The organism is Brevundimonas sp. SL130, from assembly GCF_026625805.1.
GTDB lineage: Bacteria > Pseudomonadota > Alphaproteobacteria > Caulobacterales > Caulobacteraceae > Brevundimonas.
On record NZ_CP113064.1, the window covers coordinates 23,420 to 41,548 of the forward strand.

At 67.3% G+C, this 18,129-nt stretch carries 13 protein-coding genes, 1 tRNA gene, 2 pseudogenes and 1 riboswitch; of the genes and pseudogenes, 10 read left to right on the forward strand and 6 right to left on the reverse strand.

All coding sequences use genetic code 11. The features are described from left to right. The first annotated feature begins 63 nt into the window (after positions 1-63). Positions 64-333 (forward strand): hypothetical protein, encoded by a 270-nt coding sequence (locus OU998_RS00120; RefSeq protein ID WP_267514829.1) that lies wholly within the window; start codon positions 64-66, stop codon positions 331-333. Further along, entirely contained in the window at positions 317-1,354 is a 1,038-nt protein-coding gene (locus tag OU998_RS00125; RefSeq protein WP_267514830.1) for a tyrosine-type recombinase/integrase, read from the forward strand. The genes OU998_RS00120 and OU998_RS00125 overlap by 17 nt, the downstream gene beginning before the upstream one ends. Positions 1,355-1,380: 26 nt before the next feature. On the opposite strand, the gene OU998_RS00130 is transcribed toward OU998_RS00125, so the two are convergent. Beyond that, positions 1,381-1,457, reverse strand: a tRNA-Arg gene (locus tag OU998_RS00130). A gap of 147 nt (positions 1,458-1,604) precedes the next feature. Here OU998_RS00130 and OU998_RS00135 point away from each other — a divergent pair. After that, on the forward strand, positions 1,605-3,344 hold the full coding sequence (locus OU998_RS00135) for a gamma-glutamyltransferase family protein (RefSeq protein WP_267514831.1): 1,740 nt from the start codon (positions 1,605-1,607) through the stop codon (positions 3,342-3,344). Between the two features lie 24 nt (positions 3,345-3,368). Here OU998_RS00135 and OU998_RS00140 read toward each other — a convergent pair whose 3' ends face one another. Further along, positions 3,369-4,232: a lipid A-modifier LpxR family protein gene (locus OU998_RS00140; RefSeq protein WP_267514832.1), complete on the reverse strand. Its 864-nt coding sequence runs from the start codon at positions 4,230-4,232 to the stop codon at positions 3,369-3,371. A 172-nt stretch (positions 4,233-4,404) separates the two neighbouring features. After that, the gene (locus OU998_RS00145) at positions 4,405-6,294 is read right to left on the reverse strand and encodes a ribonucleoside-diphosphate reductase subunit alpha (RefSeq protein WP_267514833.1); all 1,890 of its coding nucleotides are present in this window, start codon (positions 6,292-6,294) and stop codon (positions 4,405-4,407) included. 337 nt (positions 6,295-6,631) lie between these two features. Here OU998_RS00145 and OU998_RS00150 point away from each other — a divergent pair, with 337 nt between their 5' ends. The 6 genes and pseudogenes from OU998_RS00150 (at position 6,632) to OU998_RS00170 (ending at position 12,049) form a co-directional block, all read left to right on the forward strand. Beyond that, a complete protein-coding gene (locus OU998_RS00150; protein ID WP_267514834.1) occupies positions 6,632-7,366 on the forward strand; it encodes a phosphatase PAP2 family protein in 735 nt (244 codons plus the stop codon). Between the two features lie 86 nt (positions 7,367-7,452). Next, positions 7,453-7,962, forward strand: a pseudogene (locus OU998_RS16975) (4-hydroxybutyrate--acetyl-CoA CoA transferase); the annotation flags it as partial. Positions 7,963-8,404: 442 nt separating this feature from the next. After that, entirely contained in the window at positions 8,405-8,779 is a 375-nt protein-coding gene (locus OU998_RS16980) for an acetyl-CoA hydrolase/transferase C-terminal domain-containing protein (protein WP_324287993.1), read from the forward strand. Positions 8,780-8,850: 71 nt separating this feature from the next. Further along, positions 8,851-8,993: riboswitch (yybP-ykoY riboswitch) on the forward strand. Between the two features lie 70 nt (positions 8,994-9,063). Beyond that, positions 9,064-9,627 carry a TMEM165/GDT1 family protein gene (locus OU998_RS00160; RefSeq protein WP_267514835.1) on the forward strand — a complete coding sequence of 188 codons (564 nt, stop codon included), beginning with the start codon at positions 9,064-9,066 and terminating at the stop codon, positions 9,625-9,627. Positions 9,628-9,677: 50 nt separating this feature from the next. Then, complete coding sequence (locus tag OU998_RS00165; RefSeq protein WP_267514836.1) at positions 9,678-11,012, forward strand: PQQ-dependent sugar dehydrogenase; 1,335 nt, start codon at positions 9,678-9,680, stop codon at positions 11,010-11,012. A gap of 90 nt (positions 11,013-11,102) precedes the next feature. Then, positions 11,103-12,049, forward strand: a protein-coding gene (locus tag OU998_RS00170; protein WP_267514837.1) for an IS630 family transposase whose coding sequence is annotated in 2 segments (ribosomal slippage) — positions 11,103-11,439 and positions 11,439-12,049 — 948 coding nt in all. Because the reading frame shifts where the segments join, the coding sequence is not laid out codon by codon here. A 29-nt stretch (positions 12,050-12,078) separates the two neighbouring features. On the opposite strand, the gene OU998_RS00175 is transcribed toward OU998_RS00170, so the two are convergent. Further along, positions 12,079-12,660 carry an NUDIX domain-containing protein gene (locus tag OU998_RS00175; RefSeq protein ID WP_267514838.1) on the reverse strand — a complete coding sequence of 194 codons (582 nt, stop codon included), beginning with the start codon at positions 12,658-12,660 and terminating at the stop codon, positions 12,079-12,081. Between the two features lie 23 nt (positions 12,661-12,683). Beyond that, the gene (locus OU998_RS00180; protein ID WP_267514839.1) at positions 12,684-13,922 is read right to left on the reverse strand and encodes an argininosuccinate synthase; all 1,239 of its coding nucleotides are present in this window, start codon (positions 13,920-13,922) and stop codon (positions 12,684-12,686) included. A 437-nt stretch (positions 13,923-14,359) separates the two neighbouring features. On the opposite strand from OU998_RS00180, the pseudogene OU998_RS17020 reads away from it, so the two are divergent. After that, positions 14,360-16,966: pseudogene (locus tag OU998_RS17020) on the forward strand (insulinase family protein); the annotation flags it as partial. A 126-nt stretch (positions 16,967-17,092) separates the two neighbouring features. On the opposite strand, the gene OU998_RS00195 reads toward OU998_RS17020, so the two are convergent. Further along, positions 17,093-18,028 carry an IS110 family transposase gene (locus OU998_RS00195; RefSeq protein WP_267514702.1) on the reverse strand — a complete coding sequence of 312 codons (936 nt, stop codon included), beginning with the start codon at positions 18,026-18,028 and terminating at the stop codon, positions 17,093-17,095. Positions 18,029-18,129: the final 101 nt, after the last annotated feature.

An 18,129-nucleotide genomic window follows, 5' to 3' on the forward strand; every position in this document is an offset into this window, starting at 1 on the left:
CGCTTCCTTCCATCCAGCGGAAAAGATTGCACCATCAAAGCCTGGGACCAAACAACCCTAGGGATGCCCAAACCTCGATTTGAACTGCCCGCGAACATTACCCGCCGCGGCCTCACCCTGGCTCAGGCGGCGGAGTTGGCTGGCCTCAGCGAAGGTCGTTTCGCCGTGGCCCGCGCCAAAGGCGAATACCCCAAGCCCACCCTCCCCGGCGGCCGGATAGACCGCGTCCTGCTGGAAAAGACGATGGACCGGTTGAGCGGCATCGTCTCCGCTGAGGAAGAACAGGACCCCCTGGCCGCCTGGGAGCGCAAGCGCCATGCGCGTCAAGCTTAAGGGCGTCAACACCGTCAAGAAGCGGCTCAGCGATGGCAGCGTCGCCCGCTATCATTATTTCCGCGCCACCGGCGCCAAGCTGGAGGGCGAGCCGGGGACGCCGGAGTTTCTGGCCTCCTATGCACGGGCCGAACAGCAGATTCGCGACGGCAACACGCGCGGCTTCATTGCCGGCCTGGTGCGCGACTACATGAGGTCGCCGGAGTTTCGCACCCAGCTCGCGCAGACCACCCAGCGAGAATACAAGCGCAAGCTCTGGGCCATCGAGGAAGAGTTCGGCGACATGCCGGTCGCGGCGCTGAACAATCCCCGCGTCCGCGCGCCCTTCATGGAATGGCGCAACCGGGTCGCCGAGGAGTCGGGTCTGCGTGAGGCGGACTACCGCCTGTCCGTCACGTCCGCGATGTTGAGCTGGGCCGTGCAAAACGGCCAGATCGACATGAACTACATCAAGGGCTTCAAGCGCCTCTACCGCTCGGACCGGGCGGATGTGATCTGGCAAGCCGCCGACATAGAGGCCTTCATGGCGAACGCGCCGCTGGAGATGCAACGCGCCCTGATCCTGGCCCTCCACACCGGCCTCCGGCAGGGCGACATCCTGAAACTGTGCTGGACCAATTACGACGGCGAGAGCCTGACGCTTAGCATCGGCAAGAACGGACGCGGCGGCGTCAAAGCGCGCCCGGTCGCCATTCCCTGCACCCAGTCCCTGCGGACCATGCTGGACGGGATGGAGCGCACCCAGGCGGTAATCCTGACGACGACGACGGGCCGCCCCTACACCAAGCGCCATTTCGGGAGCCAGTGGCGGCAAGCGATGAAGGCGGCGGGGATGGAGGGTTCGCCGCTGCACTTCCATGACCTGCGCGGCACGGCGATCACCATGCTGGCCGAGGCCGGGTGCAGCATCCCCCAGATCGTCTCCATCGCCCGCTTCGAGAACGCCTCGGCAACCAATTCTGCAAACCGGCTGCAAACCGCCGCGCCAAAACGCGCCAGCGGCCATTCACCCCAAGGATGAACCGTAATGATTTCAATGAGAAGAGATGGCGCACCCGGAGCGATTCGAACGCCCGACCCCCAGATTCGTAGTCTGGTGCTCTATCCAGCTGAGCTACGGGTGCGGCTGCCTTGCGGCGAGGGCGGGTCTTTAGCTGTAGAAATCGGCGGGCGCAAGCGGGGGAGTGCAGTTTATGCGCGGCGGGCGGTTGGCGCGGGGGCCGGGAGGGCCTAGGTCGGGAGGCGACGCCCTCCCTCGTCCGGACCACGCCATGTATTTTCCACGCCGTCGCCTCGCCGCCCTGCTCATTCCGGTCCTGATCGCCGGGTGCCAGACCGGCTCCTTATCGGGGCGAAGCGGGGCAGAGGCGATCCCGCGAACTCAGACACAGGCGGCGGCCCCTGCGCGCGGGCCCTTCGTGGCGGCGGCCAATCCGCTGGCGGTCGAGGCGGGGATGAAGGTGCTGCGGCGCGGTGGCTCGGCGGTGGATGCGGCGGTCGCCGTGCAGGCGGTGCTGGGCCTGGTGGAGCCGCAGTCGTCGGGCCTGGGCGGCGGGGCCTTCCTGATGAGCTATGAGGCGGCCACGGGGCATGTGACGGCCTATGACGGCCGCGAGACGGCGCCGGCCTCGGCCACGCCGGAGCTGTTTTACGAGAACGGCAAGCCGTTGAGCTTCGTCGACGCCCTGCTGTCGGGACGGTCGACCGGGGCGCCGGGCGCGGTGGCCATGCTGGCCATGGCGCAGAAGGATCACGGCAAACTGGCGTGGCGTGATCTGTTCGGCGAGGCCGAGCGGCTGGCGCGGGACGGTTTCGAGGTCAGCCCGCGCCTGGCCGGCATGATCAACGGCCCCGTGCCCCAGACCCGCAGCCGCTGGGCCCAGGCCTATTTCACCCGGCCGGACGGCGGGCGCTATCAGGCCGGCGACGTCCTGAAGAACCCAGCCTACGCCCGGACAGTGGCGGCCCTGGCCGACGAAGGCCCCGGCCTATTCTACGGCGGTCGTATCGGTGACGAGATCGCCCGGACAGTGGCCGAGGGGCCGCGTCCCGGCGGCCTGACGACGGCGGACATCGCCGCCTATCGGCCCTTGCGCCGCGACGCCCTGTGCCGACCCTATAGGATCTATGTCGTCTGCGTGCCCCCGCCGCCGTCCAGCGGCGTGGCCCTGTTGCAGTTTCTGGAGATGGCCGAACAGACCCCGGACCTTCAGAAGGGGCCCGACAGCCCGGCGGCCTGGGTTGCCTTCGGCCGGTTGCAGCGTCTGATGTACGCCGATCGGGACCGCTATGTCGGGGATGCGGACTTTGTCGGGGTGCCGGTCGCCGGCCTGCTGGATCCGGACTATGTCGCGTCGCGAGCGGCCCTGGCGGCGAGCCTGAACGGTCCTGCGACGGCCGGCGCGCCCACGGGCTCGCCCCCGCGCGGCGAGGACCAGACGGCCGAGCCGGGCGGCACCTCGCACATGGTCATCATCGACGCCGAGGGGAACGCCGTCAGCATGACGACCACGGTCGAGAGCATTTTCGGCAACGGCCGGATGGTCGAGGGCTTCTTCCTGAACAACCAGCTGACCGACTTCTCCTTCACGCCGCTGGAGGACGGCCATCCGGCGGCCAATGCGGTGGCGGCGGGCAAGCGGCCACGCTCGTCGATGACGCCGGTGCTGATCCTGGATCGTGAGGGGCGTCTGGTGGGCGCCATCGGCTCGCCGGGCGGGTCCAGCATCCTGGCCTATGTGGCCAAGGCCCTGGTCGGGATCATCGATTGGGATCTGCCGGTGCAGACGGCGATCGCCCTGCCCAATCTGGTGGTGCGCGGCGATATGGTGGGGGCGGACACCGCCCGGATCGCACCGGACATCAGCCAAGCCCTGGCGAGCGCCGGGATCGGCCTGCGGCCCAATGCGACCGAGACCTCGGGCCTGCACGGGGCGATGTGGCGCGACGGTCGGTGGGACGGCGGCGCGGATCCAAGGCGAGAGGGCGTGGCGGTGTCGGAGGTTCAATGACGGCCGGCGCCGCGGCCATGCGGATCAGCGGCGGGGTTTGATCGACAGCTGGAAGGCGATCAGGCCTTCATCCACGTCGGTGTCCAGGCCGTTCATGCCGCGCAGGCCCTTGCCGGCGTCGATCTCGCGATAGACCAGACCGACCGAGGTCTGGACGTCGCCCCGGCGATAGGCCACGCCGACCGAGGCGTCGCCGAGGAAGCCGCCGCGATCCTGGGTATAGCCGGAGCGGGCGTAGTCGCCGTCGCGGGTGCGGGCGAAATTATAGCCCACCGCCCGACCGGAACCGGCGGCGTACAGATACCACCGGGGGCGTTCGCCGAAGCGCGCGCCGCCGTCAGGCGCGAGACGATCCAGGCCCTCGCCGATCTTCAGCGTGGCGCCGGCCTCGGCCGATCCACCGTCGCTGCCGACGCCGAAGCCGGCGTGCGGGGTCAGGCTGACTTCCAGGCCGGACGCGGTATGCCTCACCGCACCGCGGAAGCCGCGAACATAGCGGAAATCATAACCCTCGGCCTCCAGCTCGGCCCGGTCGACCGGCGTGACCGGCAGGGGCGAGCCGTCGGCGCGACGCAGCCGCCCGGCGGTTTCCAGAGTGACACGATCGGTAAAGGCGTTGCGGTCGATCCAGATGTCGTTGCGGCTGGTGGCGGCCAAACCCTGGGTCTCAGCCGGCCGCAGGGGCGCGCTGATTTCGATTTCGGATCCAAACCGGGCGTCGGGAGCGACGCGGAAACCACCCGGCTCATTGAGGCGCGCGGTCAAAGTCTGAGGTGTTTCAGGGGCTTCGTCGAAGGCGTTCGGCACCGTCGCCTGGGCGCGCGCGTCGGCGACGCCGGCTGTCGCCAGGACGATCCCTACTCCAACGCTCCACACCACAACACGCATTCGGTCTCCCACCGTCCGCTGATCTCCAGCTTGCACCAGGTACAACCAGACTCCAACAGACATTTTCACGACACTGTTTCGTCCCTTTTGAAACGACGGCGCCACGCGGGGGTTCCAGACGTGAAAAAGGGCCCCGCTGAGCGGAGCCCTTTAAGGTCTGACATCCGACCGCCTATTGGCAGGCGAGGCACTCGTCGTAGTCAGTCTTGGGGATCGAGAAGAGGTCGGGCTGGTTCGGATCGATGACCGCCTCCACCTTGTCCTCGGCGCCGGCGAAGGCGGCGCGCTGCACCGACTTGGAGCGCAGATAATACAGCGACTTCACGCCGCGTTCCCAGGCGGACCAGTGCAGCATGTGCAGGTCCCATTTGTTGACGTCGCCGGGGATGAACAGGTTCAGCGATTGCGCCTGGCAGATTTCCGGCGCGCGGTCGGCGGCCAGTTCCACCACCCAGCGCTGGTCCAGTTCGAAGGCGGTCTTGTAGATGCCCTTCTCGTCCTCGTTCAGGGCGTCCAGGTGCTGGACCGAGCCCTCGTGTTCGAGGATCGAGTTCCAGACCGACTCGGTGTTGATCCCCTTCTCGTCGAGCAGACGCTCCAGATAGGGGTTCTTGACCGCGAACGAGCCCGACAGGGTCTTGTGGGTGTAGATATTGGCCGGGATCGGCTCGATGCCCGCCGAGGTGCCGCCGCAAATGATCGAGATCGAGGCGGTCGGGGCGATGGCCAGCTTGTGGCTGAACCGCTCCATCACGCCGCGTTCGGCGGCGTCCAGGCAAGGGCCCTTTTCTTCAGCCAGGACGCGGCTGGCCTTGTCGGCCTCGCGACGCAGGTGCTTGAACAGGCGCATGTTCCACGACTTGGCCATGGCGCTTTCGAAGGCGACGCCCTGGCCTTGCAGGAAGGAGTGGAAGCCCATCAGGCCCAGACCGACCGAACGTTCGCGCTTGGCCGAATAGACGGCGGCCTTCATTTCCTCCGGGGCGCGGCGGATGAAGTCCTCCAGCACATTGTCCAGGAAGCGCATGATGTCTTCGATGAACTTGGGCTCTTCGCGCCACTCCAGGAAGGTCTCGGCATTGACCGACGACAGGCAGCAGACGGCGGTCCGGTCCACGCCCAGGTGATCGCGGCCGGTGTGCAGCATGATTTCGGCGCACAGGTTCGACTGTTTGACCTTCAGGCCCAGCTCACGCTGGTGCGGCGCCATCTGGCGGTTCACCGTGTCGGAGAAGATCATATAGGGCTCGCCGGTCTGCATCCGGATGTCGAGCAGCTTGGTCCACAGCGAGCGGGCGTCGACGGTCTTGATGACCGCACCGTCCTTGGGCGACTTCAGGTCGAAGCTGTCGCCGGCCTTCACCGCCTCCATGAATTCGTCGGTGACGTTGACGCCGTGGTGCAGGTTCAGGGACTTGCGATTGAAGTCGCCCGAAGGTTTGCGGATCTCGAGGAACTCCTCGATCTCGGGATGGTGGATGTCCAGATAGACGGCGGCCGAGCCGCGGCGCAGCGAGCCCTGGCTGATCGCCAGGGTCAGGCTGTCCATCACGCGGATGAAGGGGATGATGCCCGAGGTCTTGCCCGCGCCCTTGACCTTCTCGCCGATGGAGCGGACGCCGCCCCAGTAGGTGCCGATGCCGCCGCCGTTCGAGGCCAGGGCCACGTTCTCGTTCCAGACGCTCTGGATGCCGTCCAGGCTGTCGCCGACCGCGTTCAGGAAGCAGGAGATCGGCAGGCCGCGATCCGCGCCGCCGTTCGACAGGACCGGGGTCGCCGGCATGAACCACAGGCGGCTCATATAGTCGTACAGACGCTGGGCATGATCGGCGTCGTCCGAGAAGGCGGTCGAGACGCGGGCGAACATGTCCTGGTAGCTCTCGCCCGCCAGCAGGTAGCGGTCTTCCAGGGTCTTCTTGCCGAAGTCGGTCAGCAGGGCGTCGCGCGAACGATCCACCTGGACCGATTTCACGACAGTCAGATGCGGCTTCTCAGGGGTCGCGTTCGTCACAACACCTTGGAATTCCGTCGTCTTCAAAGCCTCGCCGCCAGCCATGGTCATCTGCGTCCTGAACAATAAACAGCCTAGAGCCACCTGCGTCGCAACCACATCATCTAGTGGCTTCAACGCTCCCCGAGCCCACATATAGGGCGCACATGCCTAATAACCCGTCAACGTCTTGACGCTCGCTTTGTCGGCGAATCGGTCGGACAAGTCGTCCACGCCTGGGGAAAATCCAGCGAGCAAGCCAGCGAACCCATCGGGAGCCTTCGCAGCTGCAGTATCACGAACGCGTGATCGGAACCTCAGTCGAGCGTGGCCGTTTCGGCGCCCCATGGCTGTTTTAAATATCCGTCCCGTTTTGATACGCATCCTGACAATCGCGCGCACGGAGATCGTGGCTTTGACGGCGCTTTTCGTCACCGCCATCAGCGTCACGAGCTTCATCGAGATCGCCGACGCCATGACCGAGGCCGACGGCCAGGCCTTCGATCATCAAGTGCTGGCCCTGCTGCGCCCCTATGCCGACGATCCCGGCCGCCCCTGGGGGCCGGGGTGGCTGAAGGAGGCGGCGGCCGACATCACCTCCCTGGGCGGTATAGCGGTGCTGGGCCTGTTCGCCCTGATCGTCATCGTCTTCCTGCTGAGTCAGAGGAAATGGCTGTCGTCCCTGCTGCTGGCCCTGGGCCTGGCGGGCGGGGTGATGCTGAGCGAAGGGCTGAAGGCGGTGTTCGAGCGCGAGCGCCCGCCCCAGCTCATGCAGGCGGTCGAAACCACCAACGCCAGCTTCCCCTCCGGCCACGCCCTGCTGGCGACCGTCTTCTATCTGAGCGTCGCCGTCATGCTGACGCGGGCCTTTCCGCGTCCAGGGTTCAAGATCTTTGTCCTGGGCGTCGGCATGGTCATGGCCCTGCTGGTCGGGCTGACCCGCATCTATCTGGGGGCGCACTGGGCGACGGACGTCTTCGCCGGCTGGGCTGCGGGCTCGGCCTGGGCCATGGCCCTGTGGCTGGCGGCCTATGGGATCGCGCGCTGGCAGAAGCGTCGCCGCGCGCCCCTACAGGACGAGCCGTCGCCGATCGAGCCCGAAACGCCAGAGCCCCCGAGCATAGACGATCCGACCAAAGTCTAGACCCGTCCTCGCGTTGGACGCAGGGTAGTCTGCCCTACGACGCCGCCTCGATCTGAACAGGGCGGCGCGCAGACGGGAGAGACGCCATGGACCATGCCGCCCTCTATGCCGAACGGCTGAAGACCCCGGACCAGGCCGCCGCCCTGATCGTATCGGGCGCCAAGGTGGCCATGGGCCTGGGCGTGTCGCAACCCCCGGCCCTGCTGAAGGCCCTGGCCGAACGGGCCGAGCGGGGCGAGGTCGAGGATGTGAACCTCTATTATCTGCTCTCCACCTCGATCGCCGGCGACACCGTGCTGCGCTATGAGCTGATGGACCGGATCCGGCCGTGGAGCCTGTTCCACAGCGCCGTCGAACGCCGGCTGGAGCAACGCGCCTTCGAAGAAGGGCGGCCCAATCCGGTCCAGTTCATCCCGACCGGCTTCCAGCAGTCGCCCCGGCTGCTGTGCGACGAGGTCGGGGTGGATGCGCTGGTCTGCACCGTCTCGCCGATGGACGCCGACGGATTCTTTTCCTTCGGGACCAATACCGACTACGCCAAGCCGGTGTCGGAGACGGCCCGGACCATCGTGGTCGAGGTCAATCCGCACATGCCGCGCGTGTTTGGCGACTGCACCGTCCATGTGTCCAGGGTCGCGGGGATCGTCGAACACGCCGCCCCGCTGCTGGTCGTGCCCAGGGCCGAGCCCCAGCCGGCCGACCTCGCCATCGGTCGGCTGGGGATCATCGCCGGTCTGGTCGAGGACGGGGCGACGCTGCAAATGGGGATCGGCGCCCTGCCCAACGCCGTCTGCGACGCCTTGAAGCACCACCGCGACCTGGGGGTCCATACCGAGATGCTGACGCCGGGCCTGGTCGAGCTGATGCAGGCCGGGGTGGCCAATCACGCCCGCAAGACCCTGCACCCTGGCGTCGGGGTCTTCGCCTTCTCGATGGGCGACCAGAACACCTATGACTTCCTGGACGGCAATCGCGGGCTTGAGGCCCCGTCCGGTCTCTTATGTGAACGATCCGGCGGTGATCGCGCGCAACGCCAAGATGGTCTCGGTCAACGCCACGCTTCAGATCGACCTGAGCGGCGCCTGTTGTTCGGAGTTCCTGAACGGGCGCCAGTTCACCGCCTCGGGCGGACAGCTGGACTTTGTGCGCGGCGCCTATGGGTCCGAAGGCGGCAAGTCGATCATCGCCTGCCATGCGACGGCGGCCAAGGGGACCTGTTCGCGCATCGTCGCCCGGCTGGACGGCCCGGTCACCACGCCCCGCAACGACGTCCACATCATCGTCACCGAGCACGGCTGGACGAACCTGAAGGGCAAATCGACCCGCGAGCGGGCGCGTGCCCTGATCGCCCTGGCCGCGCCCCAGTTCCGCGACGAACTGACGGCGGAGGCGGGACGGCAGGGATTGATCTGACCCCAGCCCTTCTGACCCCAAGCTTGCGAGTCGTTATCGACTTTTCATTTCCGACGTCGCGGCCTAAACCCCGCATCGTCATCGGGGAGTAGCCGCCCGCAACGATTAGCGGGGCTCGCGTCAACATACTTCCTCTCCCGGAGAGGATGGTGCGGGAACGGTCCAGGTCATTTGTGATCCGGATCACGGCAAGACCGGCGGCTTTCGCAGGGATGTCCACGCGGGGCCCGGCTGCGAACGCCACAGGTCCGTCCGCCGAGGCTCCCGCGCACACAGGTTCCTTCTTGGAAGCCTTTCTGATCTCGACCGGCCTGGTCTCCATCGCGGAGATCGGGGACAAGACGATGTTGCTGTCCATCGTGATGGCGGCGACCTGGCGACGACCGACGCCCATCATCCTGGGCATTCTCGCCGCCACCCTGCTGAACCACGCCTTTGCGGCCCTGGCCGGCACGGTGCTGGCCCATTTCATCACCGGCGAATGGATGCGCTGGATCGTCGGCGTCGCCTTCCTGGGCTTCGCCGCCTGGGCCCTGATCCCCGATACGCTGGACGAGCAGAAGGGCGAGGTTCAGCGCGGCTTCTGGGCCATCTTCTGGACCACCGCCTCGGCCTTCTTCCTGATCGAGATGGGCGACAAGACCCAGGTCGCCACCGCCATGCTGGCCGCCCGGTTCGAGAACCTGCCCCTGGTCGTGGCCGGATCGACCCTGGGCATGATGCTGGTCAACGGGCCCGCCGTCCTGCTGGGGGAAAAGGCGGCGAAGACCTTGCCGCTGAAATGGATCCGCCTGGCCGCCGCCGTCGGCTTTGCGGGCACAGGGTTGTGGATTCTGTTCGCGCCGTAAGCCCTGTCCCGGCCCTCGCCATCCGCCCGGCCGGGCCTTACCAAGGACGGATGCGCCTTCCGCTTCGATCCCTCATCTCGCTGGCTGTCCTCACACTGATGGGGCCGCTGGGCTTGCCGGCCAGCGCAAAGCCGGCCGCGCCCGCCTATGCCGTGGACGGCGACTGCGGCGGTCGGCCCGCGACCACGGTGCGGATGGCGCCCGGCTACTGTCTGGGTCTGGTCTGGCAGGGAGCAGGCGCCGACGGACCGCGCATGCCGCGCGGCCTTATGACCCTGTCCGGCGGCGACTGGCTGGTCACCGATCTGGGCGGGTGGGAGCCGGGACGCGGCGCGGTCTGGCGGCTGTCGTTCGATACCGACGGCGCGGCGCGCTGGCGACGACTGGCCCAGGGGCTCAGCATGCCCCACACGGTGGCGCGGGGACCGGACGGACGGATCTATGTGTCCGAGATGAACCGCATCCTGACGCTGGACCCGGACGCGGCCGACCCGTCCGCGACGGTGCGGACCGTGATCGGCGACCTGCCGGACAACCGGCTGCACGACAATCGCCACCCCCTGTCCAGTTTCGTCTTCGACGGCGACGGCGCCCTGCTGGTCAATGTGGGGGCGCCCAGCGACCGGTGTCTGGACGTTCGGGGTCGGCCACGCACCGACGGCTCAGGCGGATGCGCCGACAGCGTCGAAACGGCCCAGGTGCGACGCCACGCCTATCTGGGCGACGGTCGGTGGGCGCAGGACAGCACGGTCTTCGCCTCGGGCCTGCGCAACTCCATCGCCCTGGTGCGGCATCCGTCGGGCACGATCCTGCAAGGCGAGAACTCGGTCGATCTGACCAAGCCCGACCATCCCTATGACGAGATCAATGTCCTGCGTCAGGGCGGCCATTACGGCTGGCCCTATTGTGTGGACCTGACCACGCCCCTGCCCGGTTGGAGCGCAGGCCAGGCGCGGTGTGGCCAGAGGGACAAGCCGGTCGCCCTGCTGCCGCCGCACGCCGCGCCGCTGGACCTGATCTATTACGAAGGGGCGATGTTCCCCGAACTGCGCGGCCGGCTGCTGATGAGCTGGCACGGCTATCGTCGCGCGGGCGGTCGGATCGTGGCGGCCGAGACGGACGCGCAAGGCCGGCCCCTGACCGACATCGGCGGACGCTACGCCATCTATCCGCGCGGCTCCCTGCCCTATCCGGCCGGTGCGCCCAGCGTGCGCGGCAAGGTGCTGACGCCGGGCTGGGACAGGGTGGCGGGCCGACAGCCGCGCGGCGCGCCGGTGGTCATGGCGGTCGCCGCCGACGGGTCGATCTGGGTGGCGGACGATCGCAACCGGGCCATCCTGAGGATCGCCCAGTCAGAGGTGGCCCAGTCAGAGGTCGCTCACTAGAGCATTTGGCGACCTGATTGAATCGTTTGGGATTCCCAAGGGGTCCGGGTTCTGATTCAACCTTCGTGCTGGAGGCGGAGGCCAGCATGAATGAGCAAGGCGCTATCGGTAGATTTGCGTGATCGTGTGATCGCGGCGATTGAGGGCGGGATGTCGTGCCGTCAGGCGGCGGCCCGGTTCGGGGTCAGCGCGGCCAGCGCGATCCGCTGGCGCTCGCGGGTCCGCAGGCAGGGCGACGTGCGGCCGGGGCCTCTGGGCGGAGATCGGCGCTCTGGGCGGATTGAAGGCCATGCCGACCTGATCCTGGGCCTGGTCGAGCGCAAGAGCGACATCACCCTGGCGGAGCTTCAGACGGCTCTGGCCGAACAGGGCGTGGGGACCAGCCTGTCGAGCTTGTGGCGGTTCTTCGTGCGCCGCCGGATCTCGCTCCAAAAAAGTCGGCGCACGCGGACGAACAGAGCCGCCCCGACGTCCTGAGCCGGCGTCAGGCCTGGTTCGACAGCCAGCTCGACCTCGATCCCGAGCGGCTCGTCTTCATCGATGAGACGGGAGCCTCGACCAAGATGGCCCGCCGCCACGGACGTGCGCCGCGCGGGCAGCGGCTGAGGTGCAGCGTGCCGCACGGTCACTGGAAGACGACCACCTTCGTCGGAGCCTTGAGGCTGACGGGCATGACCGCCCCGATGGTGCTCGACGGCCCGATGAACGGCGCCTGGTTCCTGGCCTATGTCGAACAGGTGCTGGCCCCGACCCTGAAGCCCGGCGACGTGGTGATCATGGACAATCTCGCCGCCCACAAGAGCACGCCCATCAGGGACGCCATCGAGGCTGTCGGCGCACGGCTGCTCTTCCTGCCGCCCTACAGTCCCGACCTCAACCCGATCGAGAACGCCTTCGCCAAGCTCAAGGCCCTGCTGAGAAAGGCCGCCGCTCGGACAATCGACCAACTCTGGGACGCCATCGCCCGCATCATCCAGACCTACTCTCCCCAAGAATGCGCCAACTACTTCGCCGCCGCCGGCTATGATGCAGACTGATCGGAAAATGCTCTAGGCGGACGGCGCGCCTAGGTCCGGAGCGTCAGAGCCAGGTGCTGCAACAACATAATGGTCTTGGCGTCGCGGATGCGGCCGTCGGCGATCATGGCCAGGGCTTCGTCCAGCGTGGGCTCCAGCACCTCGATGTCCTCACCCTCGTCCGGATGGCCGCCGCCGTCGCCGATCCGCATCGAGGGGTCGTACTCGGCGACGAAGAAGTGCAGGATTTCGGTGACGGAGCCGGGGCTCATGAAGGCCTCGAACACCTTGCGCACCGCGCCGAGGCGATAGCCCAGCTCTTCCTCGACCTCGGCGCGGATCCGCACCTCGGGTTCGGCGTCGTCCAGCAGACCGGCCGCCGCCTCGATCAGCAGATCGTCATAGCCGTTCAGATAGGCCGGCAACCGGAACTGGCGCACCAGCAACACCGTGCCCGCCGCCGGATTATAGGGCAGCAGCACCGCCCCATTGCCCCGGTCGTAATGTTCCCGGTCCTGGGTCTGCCAGACACCGTCGCGCCGCTTCCAGTCGAAACGGGTCGTCTTCAGCACATACCAGTTGTCCGAGAGAAGCCGGGTCTCGTGGATCCTGAGGCGGTCCTTGACGGTCATCGGCTTCCCTCGGCGGTCTATCGCTAGGCCTTGCGGGCGTCGCGCTTGGCCAGGACGCGCAGGCGCAGGGCGTTCAGCTTGATGAAGCCGGCGGCGTCCTTGTGGTCATAGGCCTGGACGCCCTCTTCGAAGGTCACCAGATCCTGGTCGTAAAGGCTGTGGGGGCTCTCGCGGCCGATGACCGAGACATTACCCTTGTACAGCTTGACCTTGACCACGCCCGAGACCTTTTCCTGGCTCAGGTCGATGGCGGCCTGGAGCATCTCGCGCTCGGGCGAGAACCAGAAGCCGTTGTAGATCAGCTCGGCGTATTTCGGCATCAGCTGGTCCTTCAGGTGCATGGAGCCGCCGTCCAGGGTGATGCTTTCGATGCCGCGGTGGGCCGCGATCAGGATCGTGCCGCCAGGGGTCTCATAGACGCCGCGCGACTTCATGCCGACGAAGCGGTTCTCGACCAGATCCAGACGGCCGATGCCGTTGTCGTGGCCGTACTGGTTCAGGGCGGTCAGGATCGTGGCCGGCGACATGGCCTCGCCGTTGATCGAGACGGCGTCGCCCTTCTCGAAACCGATCTCGATGACCGTCGCCACATCCGGCGCGTCCTCGGGCGAGATGGTGCGCTGGTGGACGAACTCGGGCGCCTCGACCGCCGGGTCTTCCAGCACCTTGCCCTCGGAGGACGAGTGCAGAAGGTTGGCGTCAACCGAGAAGGGCGCCTCGCCGCGCTTGTCCTTGGAGATCGGGATCTGGTTCTTCTCGGCGAAGTCCAGCAGGGCCTCGCGGCTGCGGAACTCCCACTCGCGCCAGGGGGCGATGACGCGGATGTCGGGCTCCAGGGCGTAATAGCCCAGCTCGAACCGGACCTGATCATTACCCTTGCCGGTCGCGCCGTGACAGACGGCGTCGGCGCCGACCTGACGCGCGATCTCGATCTGGCGCTTGGAGATCAGCGGGCGGGCGATGGAGGTGCCCAGCAGATAGTCGCCCTCATATTGCGCATTGGCGCGGAACATGGGGAAGACGAAGTCGCGCACGAACTCTTCGCGCAGGTCGTCGATGAAGATGTTCTCGGGCTTGATGCCCAGCTTCAGCGCCTTCTCGCGTGCGGGGCCAAGCTCCTCGCCCTGGCCCAGGTCGGCGGTGAAGGTCACGACCTCGGCGTTATATTCGGTCTGCAGCCATTTCAGGATGATCGAGGTGTCCAGACCGCCCGAATAGGCGAGGACGACCTTCTTGATGGGCTTGTCGGCGGGGGCGGACATGGCGGCTCTTTCTACAGGCTTGGGCAGCAGTCTTCGGGGAGTTGACGCGCGCATAAGACCGGGGGTCCGGCGATGCAACCTTTTCCGGGGCGAAGGCGCGCGAAGATGAAGCTTTGTTCATGTTCAATGGGTCGCGTTGCCAGCGCATCGACCGTCGTTATGGTCCGGTCCAACTGTAACCCAAGGATGTCATTCGATGCGCCGTACCGGTTCCCTCGTCGCCGCAGCCGCCCTTCTGGCGGTCACCACTCCGGTCTGGGCCTCGGCGCCCGCGGCGCCGGCTCAGGCGTCCGCGCCTGCGGTCCAGGCCGCGCCGGTGTCCGAACTGGTCGCCGAAGTCGATATTCCATACACCCGGTTCACTCTGGACAACGGCCTGACCGTGCTGGTGCACGAGGACCACAAGGCCCCGGTCGTGGCCCTGTCGGTCTGGTATAATGTCGGATCCAAGGACGAGCCGGCCGGCAAGACCGGCTTCGCCCACCTGTTCGAACACCTGATGTTCGGCGGGTCCGAGAATGCGCCGGGCAGCTATTTCACCCCGATGCGCAACATGGGCGCGACGGATATGAACGGCACCACCTGGTTCGACCGCACCAACTATTTCGAGACCGTCCCGACCCCGGCGCTGGAACAGGCCCTGTTCATGGAAAGCGACCGCATGGGCTATATGCTGGGCGCCATCACCCAGGAGACGCTCGATCTACAGCGCGGCGTCGTCCAGAACGAGAAACGTCAGGGCGACAATCAGCCCTACGGCCTGAACCAGTACAAGCAGCTGGAGGCCCTGTTCCCCGAAGGCCACCCCTATCGCCACTCGACCATCGGCTCGATGGCCGATCTGGACGCGGCCTCGATGGAGACGGTGCGCGACTGGTTCCGCTCCAACTATGGCCCGAATAACTCGGTCCTGGTCCTGGCCGGCGACATCACGCCCGCCAAGGCGCGTGAACTGACCCAGAAATATTTCGGCCCCATCCCCCCGCGGACCGGTCAACACCCCGGCCCAAGCGCCCGTCCCCACCCTGCCCGCCCCGATCAGCGAAACCACCCGTGACCGGGTCTCCAACGCCCGGGTCGAGATCAGCTGGGCCGTGCCCGGCATGCTGGATGACGATTCCGTGCCCCTCAGCGTCGGCGCCTCGGTGCTGGGCGGCCTGGCCAGCTCGCGCCTGGACAACGCCCTGGTGCGCGGCGAGCAGAGCGCCGTCTCGGTCAGCGCCTCCAACGGCGCCTATCATCGCGTCGGCATGTTCGAGATCACCATCGACGTCAAACCGGGCCAGGATCCGGCCGCCGTAGAGGCCCGCACCCGCGAGCTCCTGAACGGTCTGATCGCCGACGGTCCGACGGCGGCCGAGGTGGAACGGGTCAAGACCCAGTATGTCTCGCGCACCGTCCAGGGCCTTGAACAGGTCGGCGGTTTCGGCGGCAAGGCCGTGGCTTTGGCCGAAGGCCAGCTCTACGCCGGCGATCCGGACCACTACAAGAAAGAGCTCCAGGCCTATGCGGCCGTGACCCCGGCCCAGGTCCAGGCCGCCATGCAGAAGTGGCTGACCCGTCCGGCCTATACGCTGACGACCCTGCCGGGCGAACGCGAAGCCTATGCAGAGGCGGCCGAGGCGCCGTCGGGCGCCAACCACACCCCGGCCCCGCCGATCGAGCGCGTCGCCCGCATGCCCAAGCCCGAGATCGGTCAGGTCGCCAATGTCGACTTCCCGTCGGTCCAGCGCACCCGCCTGTCGAACCGCATGGAGGTGGTCTACGCCCAGCGCGACGCGGTGCCCGCGACCAAGATCGCCATCGACTTTGACGCCGGCCTGGCGGCGGACGACGCGTCGAAACTGGGTCTGCAAAGCCTGATGCTGGACCTGATGGACGAGGGCACCCGCACCCGGAATGCGACCCAGCTGGCCGAGGCCCAGGAAACCCTGGGCGCCAGCATCTCGACCGGCGCCTCGATGGACCGTTCGGTGGTCCAGCTGTCCGCCGTGACCCCGAACCTTGAGCCCTCGGTCGCCCTGCTGGCCGATGTGGTCAAGAACCCGGCCTTCGCCGCCTCCGAGCTGGAGCGGCTGCGCGCCACCCGCCTGGCCCGTATCGCCGCCGAGCGGACCCAGCCGGCCGCACTGGCCAGCCGCGCCCTGCCGGAACTGATCTATGGCGCGGCCAGCCCCTATGGCCGTCCCTTCAGCGGCAACGGCGACGAAACCAGCGTCAAGGCGATCAGCGAGGCCGATATCCGCGCCGACTACGCCGAGTGGATCCGGCCCGACAACGCCAAGATCTTCGTGGTCTCGGACAAACCCCTGTCGGAGATCACACCCGTGCTGGAGGCCCAGTTCGGCCGCTGGACCGCTCCGGCGGTGGCCAAGGGCGTGAAGGACTTCTCCGGCTCGATCCCGGCCACCACGTCCCGGATCGTGCTGATCGACCGGCCGCAGTCGCCCCAGTCCTATATCCTGGGCGGCGACGTCCTGGCGGCGCGCGGCACGGATGATCTGCTGGTGTTCAACGCGGCCAACAATGTGCTGGGCAACGACTTCCTGTCGCGCATCAACTCGGACCTGCGTGAAACCAAGGGCTGGTCCTACGGGGTCAACGCCTCGGCCGCCGGCTTCGCCGGACGCGTCCCCTATCTGGTCACCGCCCCGGTTCAGGCCGACCAGACCGGCCCGGCCATCGCGGCCCTGAACACCCAGTTCAACGACTTCCTGAAGGGCGGCAAGGGCGTGACCCCGGCCGAACTGGAGCGCACCGTCAACGGCAACACCCGCCGTCTGGCCGGCAGCTACGAGACCTCGGGCGCGGTTCTGGGCGCCATGCGGACCAACGACATGCTGGGCCGTCCGGACGACTACCCCGAGACGGTCGCCGCCCGCACCAATGCTCTGACGGCGGCGCAGATGGACGCGGCGGCCAAGGCCGCCCTGGACCCGTCGCGCTTCATCTGGGTCGTCGTCGGCGACGCCGCGGTGGTCAAGCCGCAGCTCGACGCCCTGGGCCTGCCGGTCGAGGTCCGCTCGGCGGCGCCGGCCGCCAAGTAGGGCGGGCCACAGGCTGAAACGAAGAAGGCCCGGAGAGCGATCTCCGGGCCTTTTTTGTGCGATCTTGCTTTCGTCATCCTCCGGCAAGCTGCGGCTTCGCGGCGCAGACCGGGGCAACTGTGTTTATGCCTTGAACGGCGTTTGAGTTCTGGCGATTGCGTTGAGTGTTGTGAGTAGCTTTCGGGCGACGGCGACGAGGGCGACCTTCGGGGGCTTTCCGGCGTCCCGCAGCCGGCTGTAGAAGGTCGAGAATACGGTGTTCGAGCGGGCGGCGGTGACGGCGCTCATGTAGAGGGCGTCGCGGACGCGCTTTCGTCCGCCGCGGATCGCACGATGTCCTCTTCGGGCGCCGCTGTCGGCGTTGAAGGGCGCGAGTCCGACGAGAGCGGCGATGGCCTTTGGAGAACGCCGACCCAGCTCGGGAACCCGAGCCAGTAACGTGGCGGCGGCGACGGGGCCAACGCCGGGAACCGACCTCAGATGTTGCTCGGCTTGGCGCAGTTCGAGGTCCGCCGCGATCAGGCGTCGGATGCGGGCGTCGAGGTCGCGGACCTGGGCGTCGAGCCAGTCCAGGTGCTGATCCAGACTGGCCTGGATATCCGGGTCGTCGCGGTGTTCGGCGCGTCTGTTGCGCTCCTGGGCGCGCATGGCGACGAGTTGGTCGCGGCGGGCATTCAGTCCGGCTAGGCGTTCGCGAGCCGGGGCGACGACCTCCTCAAGACGCGGCTGCAGGGCCTGGCCCATGGCCGCCAGCATCCGGGCGTCGACGGCGTCGGTCTTGGCCAGGAAGCCAGCCGCGCGGGCGAAGGCGCGGGCGCGGCTCGGATCTACGCGACTGAAGCCGACGCCGGCGCTTTCCAGGGCGCGTCGCAGGATCCGGTCATAGACGCCGGTGGCCTCGAACACCGCCCGATCGCCAGATGCGGCCAGGCGAAGCGCCAGGACCTGGATCTCCGGCTCGGTGTTGGCCACCCGCTCTGGCCGGCCGATCCGAGGGTCGAAAACGTCAAGAAATCGCTTGGAGATATCGATCCCCACGATGCCAGGGGCTATGTTCATGAGCCTGTCCCTGTGATGCGAGGTCCGTGGCTGCGGCCTCGTGCAACTGTTCAGGTGGATACCAAAGCGGGCGGGAACCCAACCCCGATACGGTCTGCAAG

Excerpts from the sequence above, each read along its gene's own strand:
- OU998_RS00175 (WP_267514838.1), bottom strand. The coding sequence starts at position 12,660 with ATGACCGTCAAGGACCGCCTCAGGATCCACGAGACCCGGCTTCTCTCG.
- OU998_RS00195 (WP_267514702.1), bottom strand. The coding sequence starts at position 18,028 with ATGAACATAGCCCCTGGCATCGTGGGGATCGATATCTCCAAGCGATTT.
- OU998_RS00145 (WP_267514833.1), bottom strand. The coding sequence starts at position 6,294 with ATGACCATGGCTGGCGGCGAGGCTTTGAAGACGACGGAATTCCAAGGT.
- OU998_RS00180 (WP_267514839.1), bottom strand. The coding sequence starts at position 13,922 with ATGTCCGCCCCCGCCGACAAGCCCATCAAGAAGGTCGTCCTCGCCTAT.
- OU998_RS00120 (WP_267514829.1), top strand. The coding sequence starts at position 64 with ATGCCCAAACCTCGATTTGAACTGCCCGCGAACATTACCCGCCGCGGC.
- OU998_RS16980 (WP_324287993.1), top strand. The coding sequence starts at position 8,405 with ATGGTCTCGGTCAACGCCACGCTTCAGATCGACCTGAGCGGCGCCTGT.
- OU998_RS00125 (WP_267514830.1), top strand. The coding sequence starts at position 317 with ATGCGCGTCAAGCTTAAGGGCGTCAACACCGTCAAGAAGCGGCTCAGC.
- OU998_RS00135 (WP_267514831.1), top strand. The coding sequence starts at position 1,605 with ATGTATTTTCCACGCCGTCGCCTCGCCGCCCTGCTCATTCCGGTCCTG.
- OU998_RS00165 (WP_267514836.1), top strand. The coding sequence starts at position 9,678 with ATGCGCCTTCCGCTTCGATCCCTCATCTCGCTGGCTGTCCTCACACTG.
- OU998_RS00140 (WP_267514832.1), bottom strand. The coding sequence starts at position 4,232 with ATGCGTGTTGTGGTGTGGAGCGTTGGAGTAGGGATCGTCCTGGCGACA.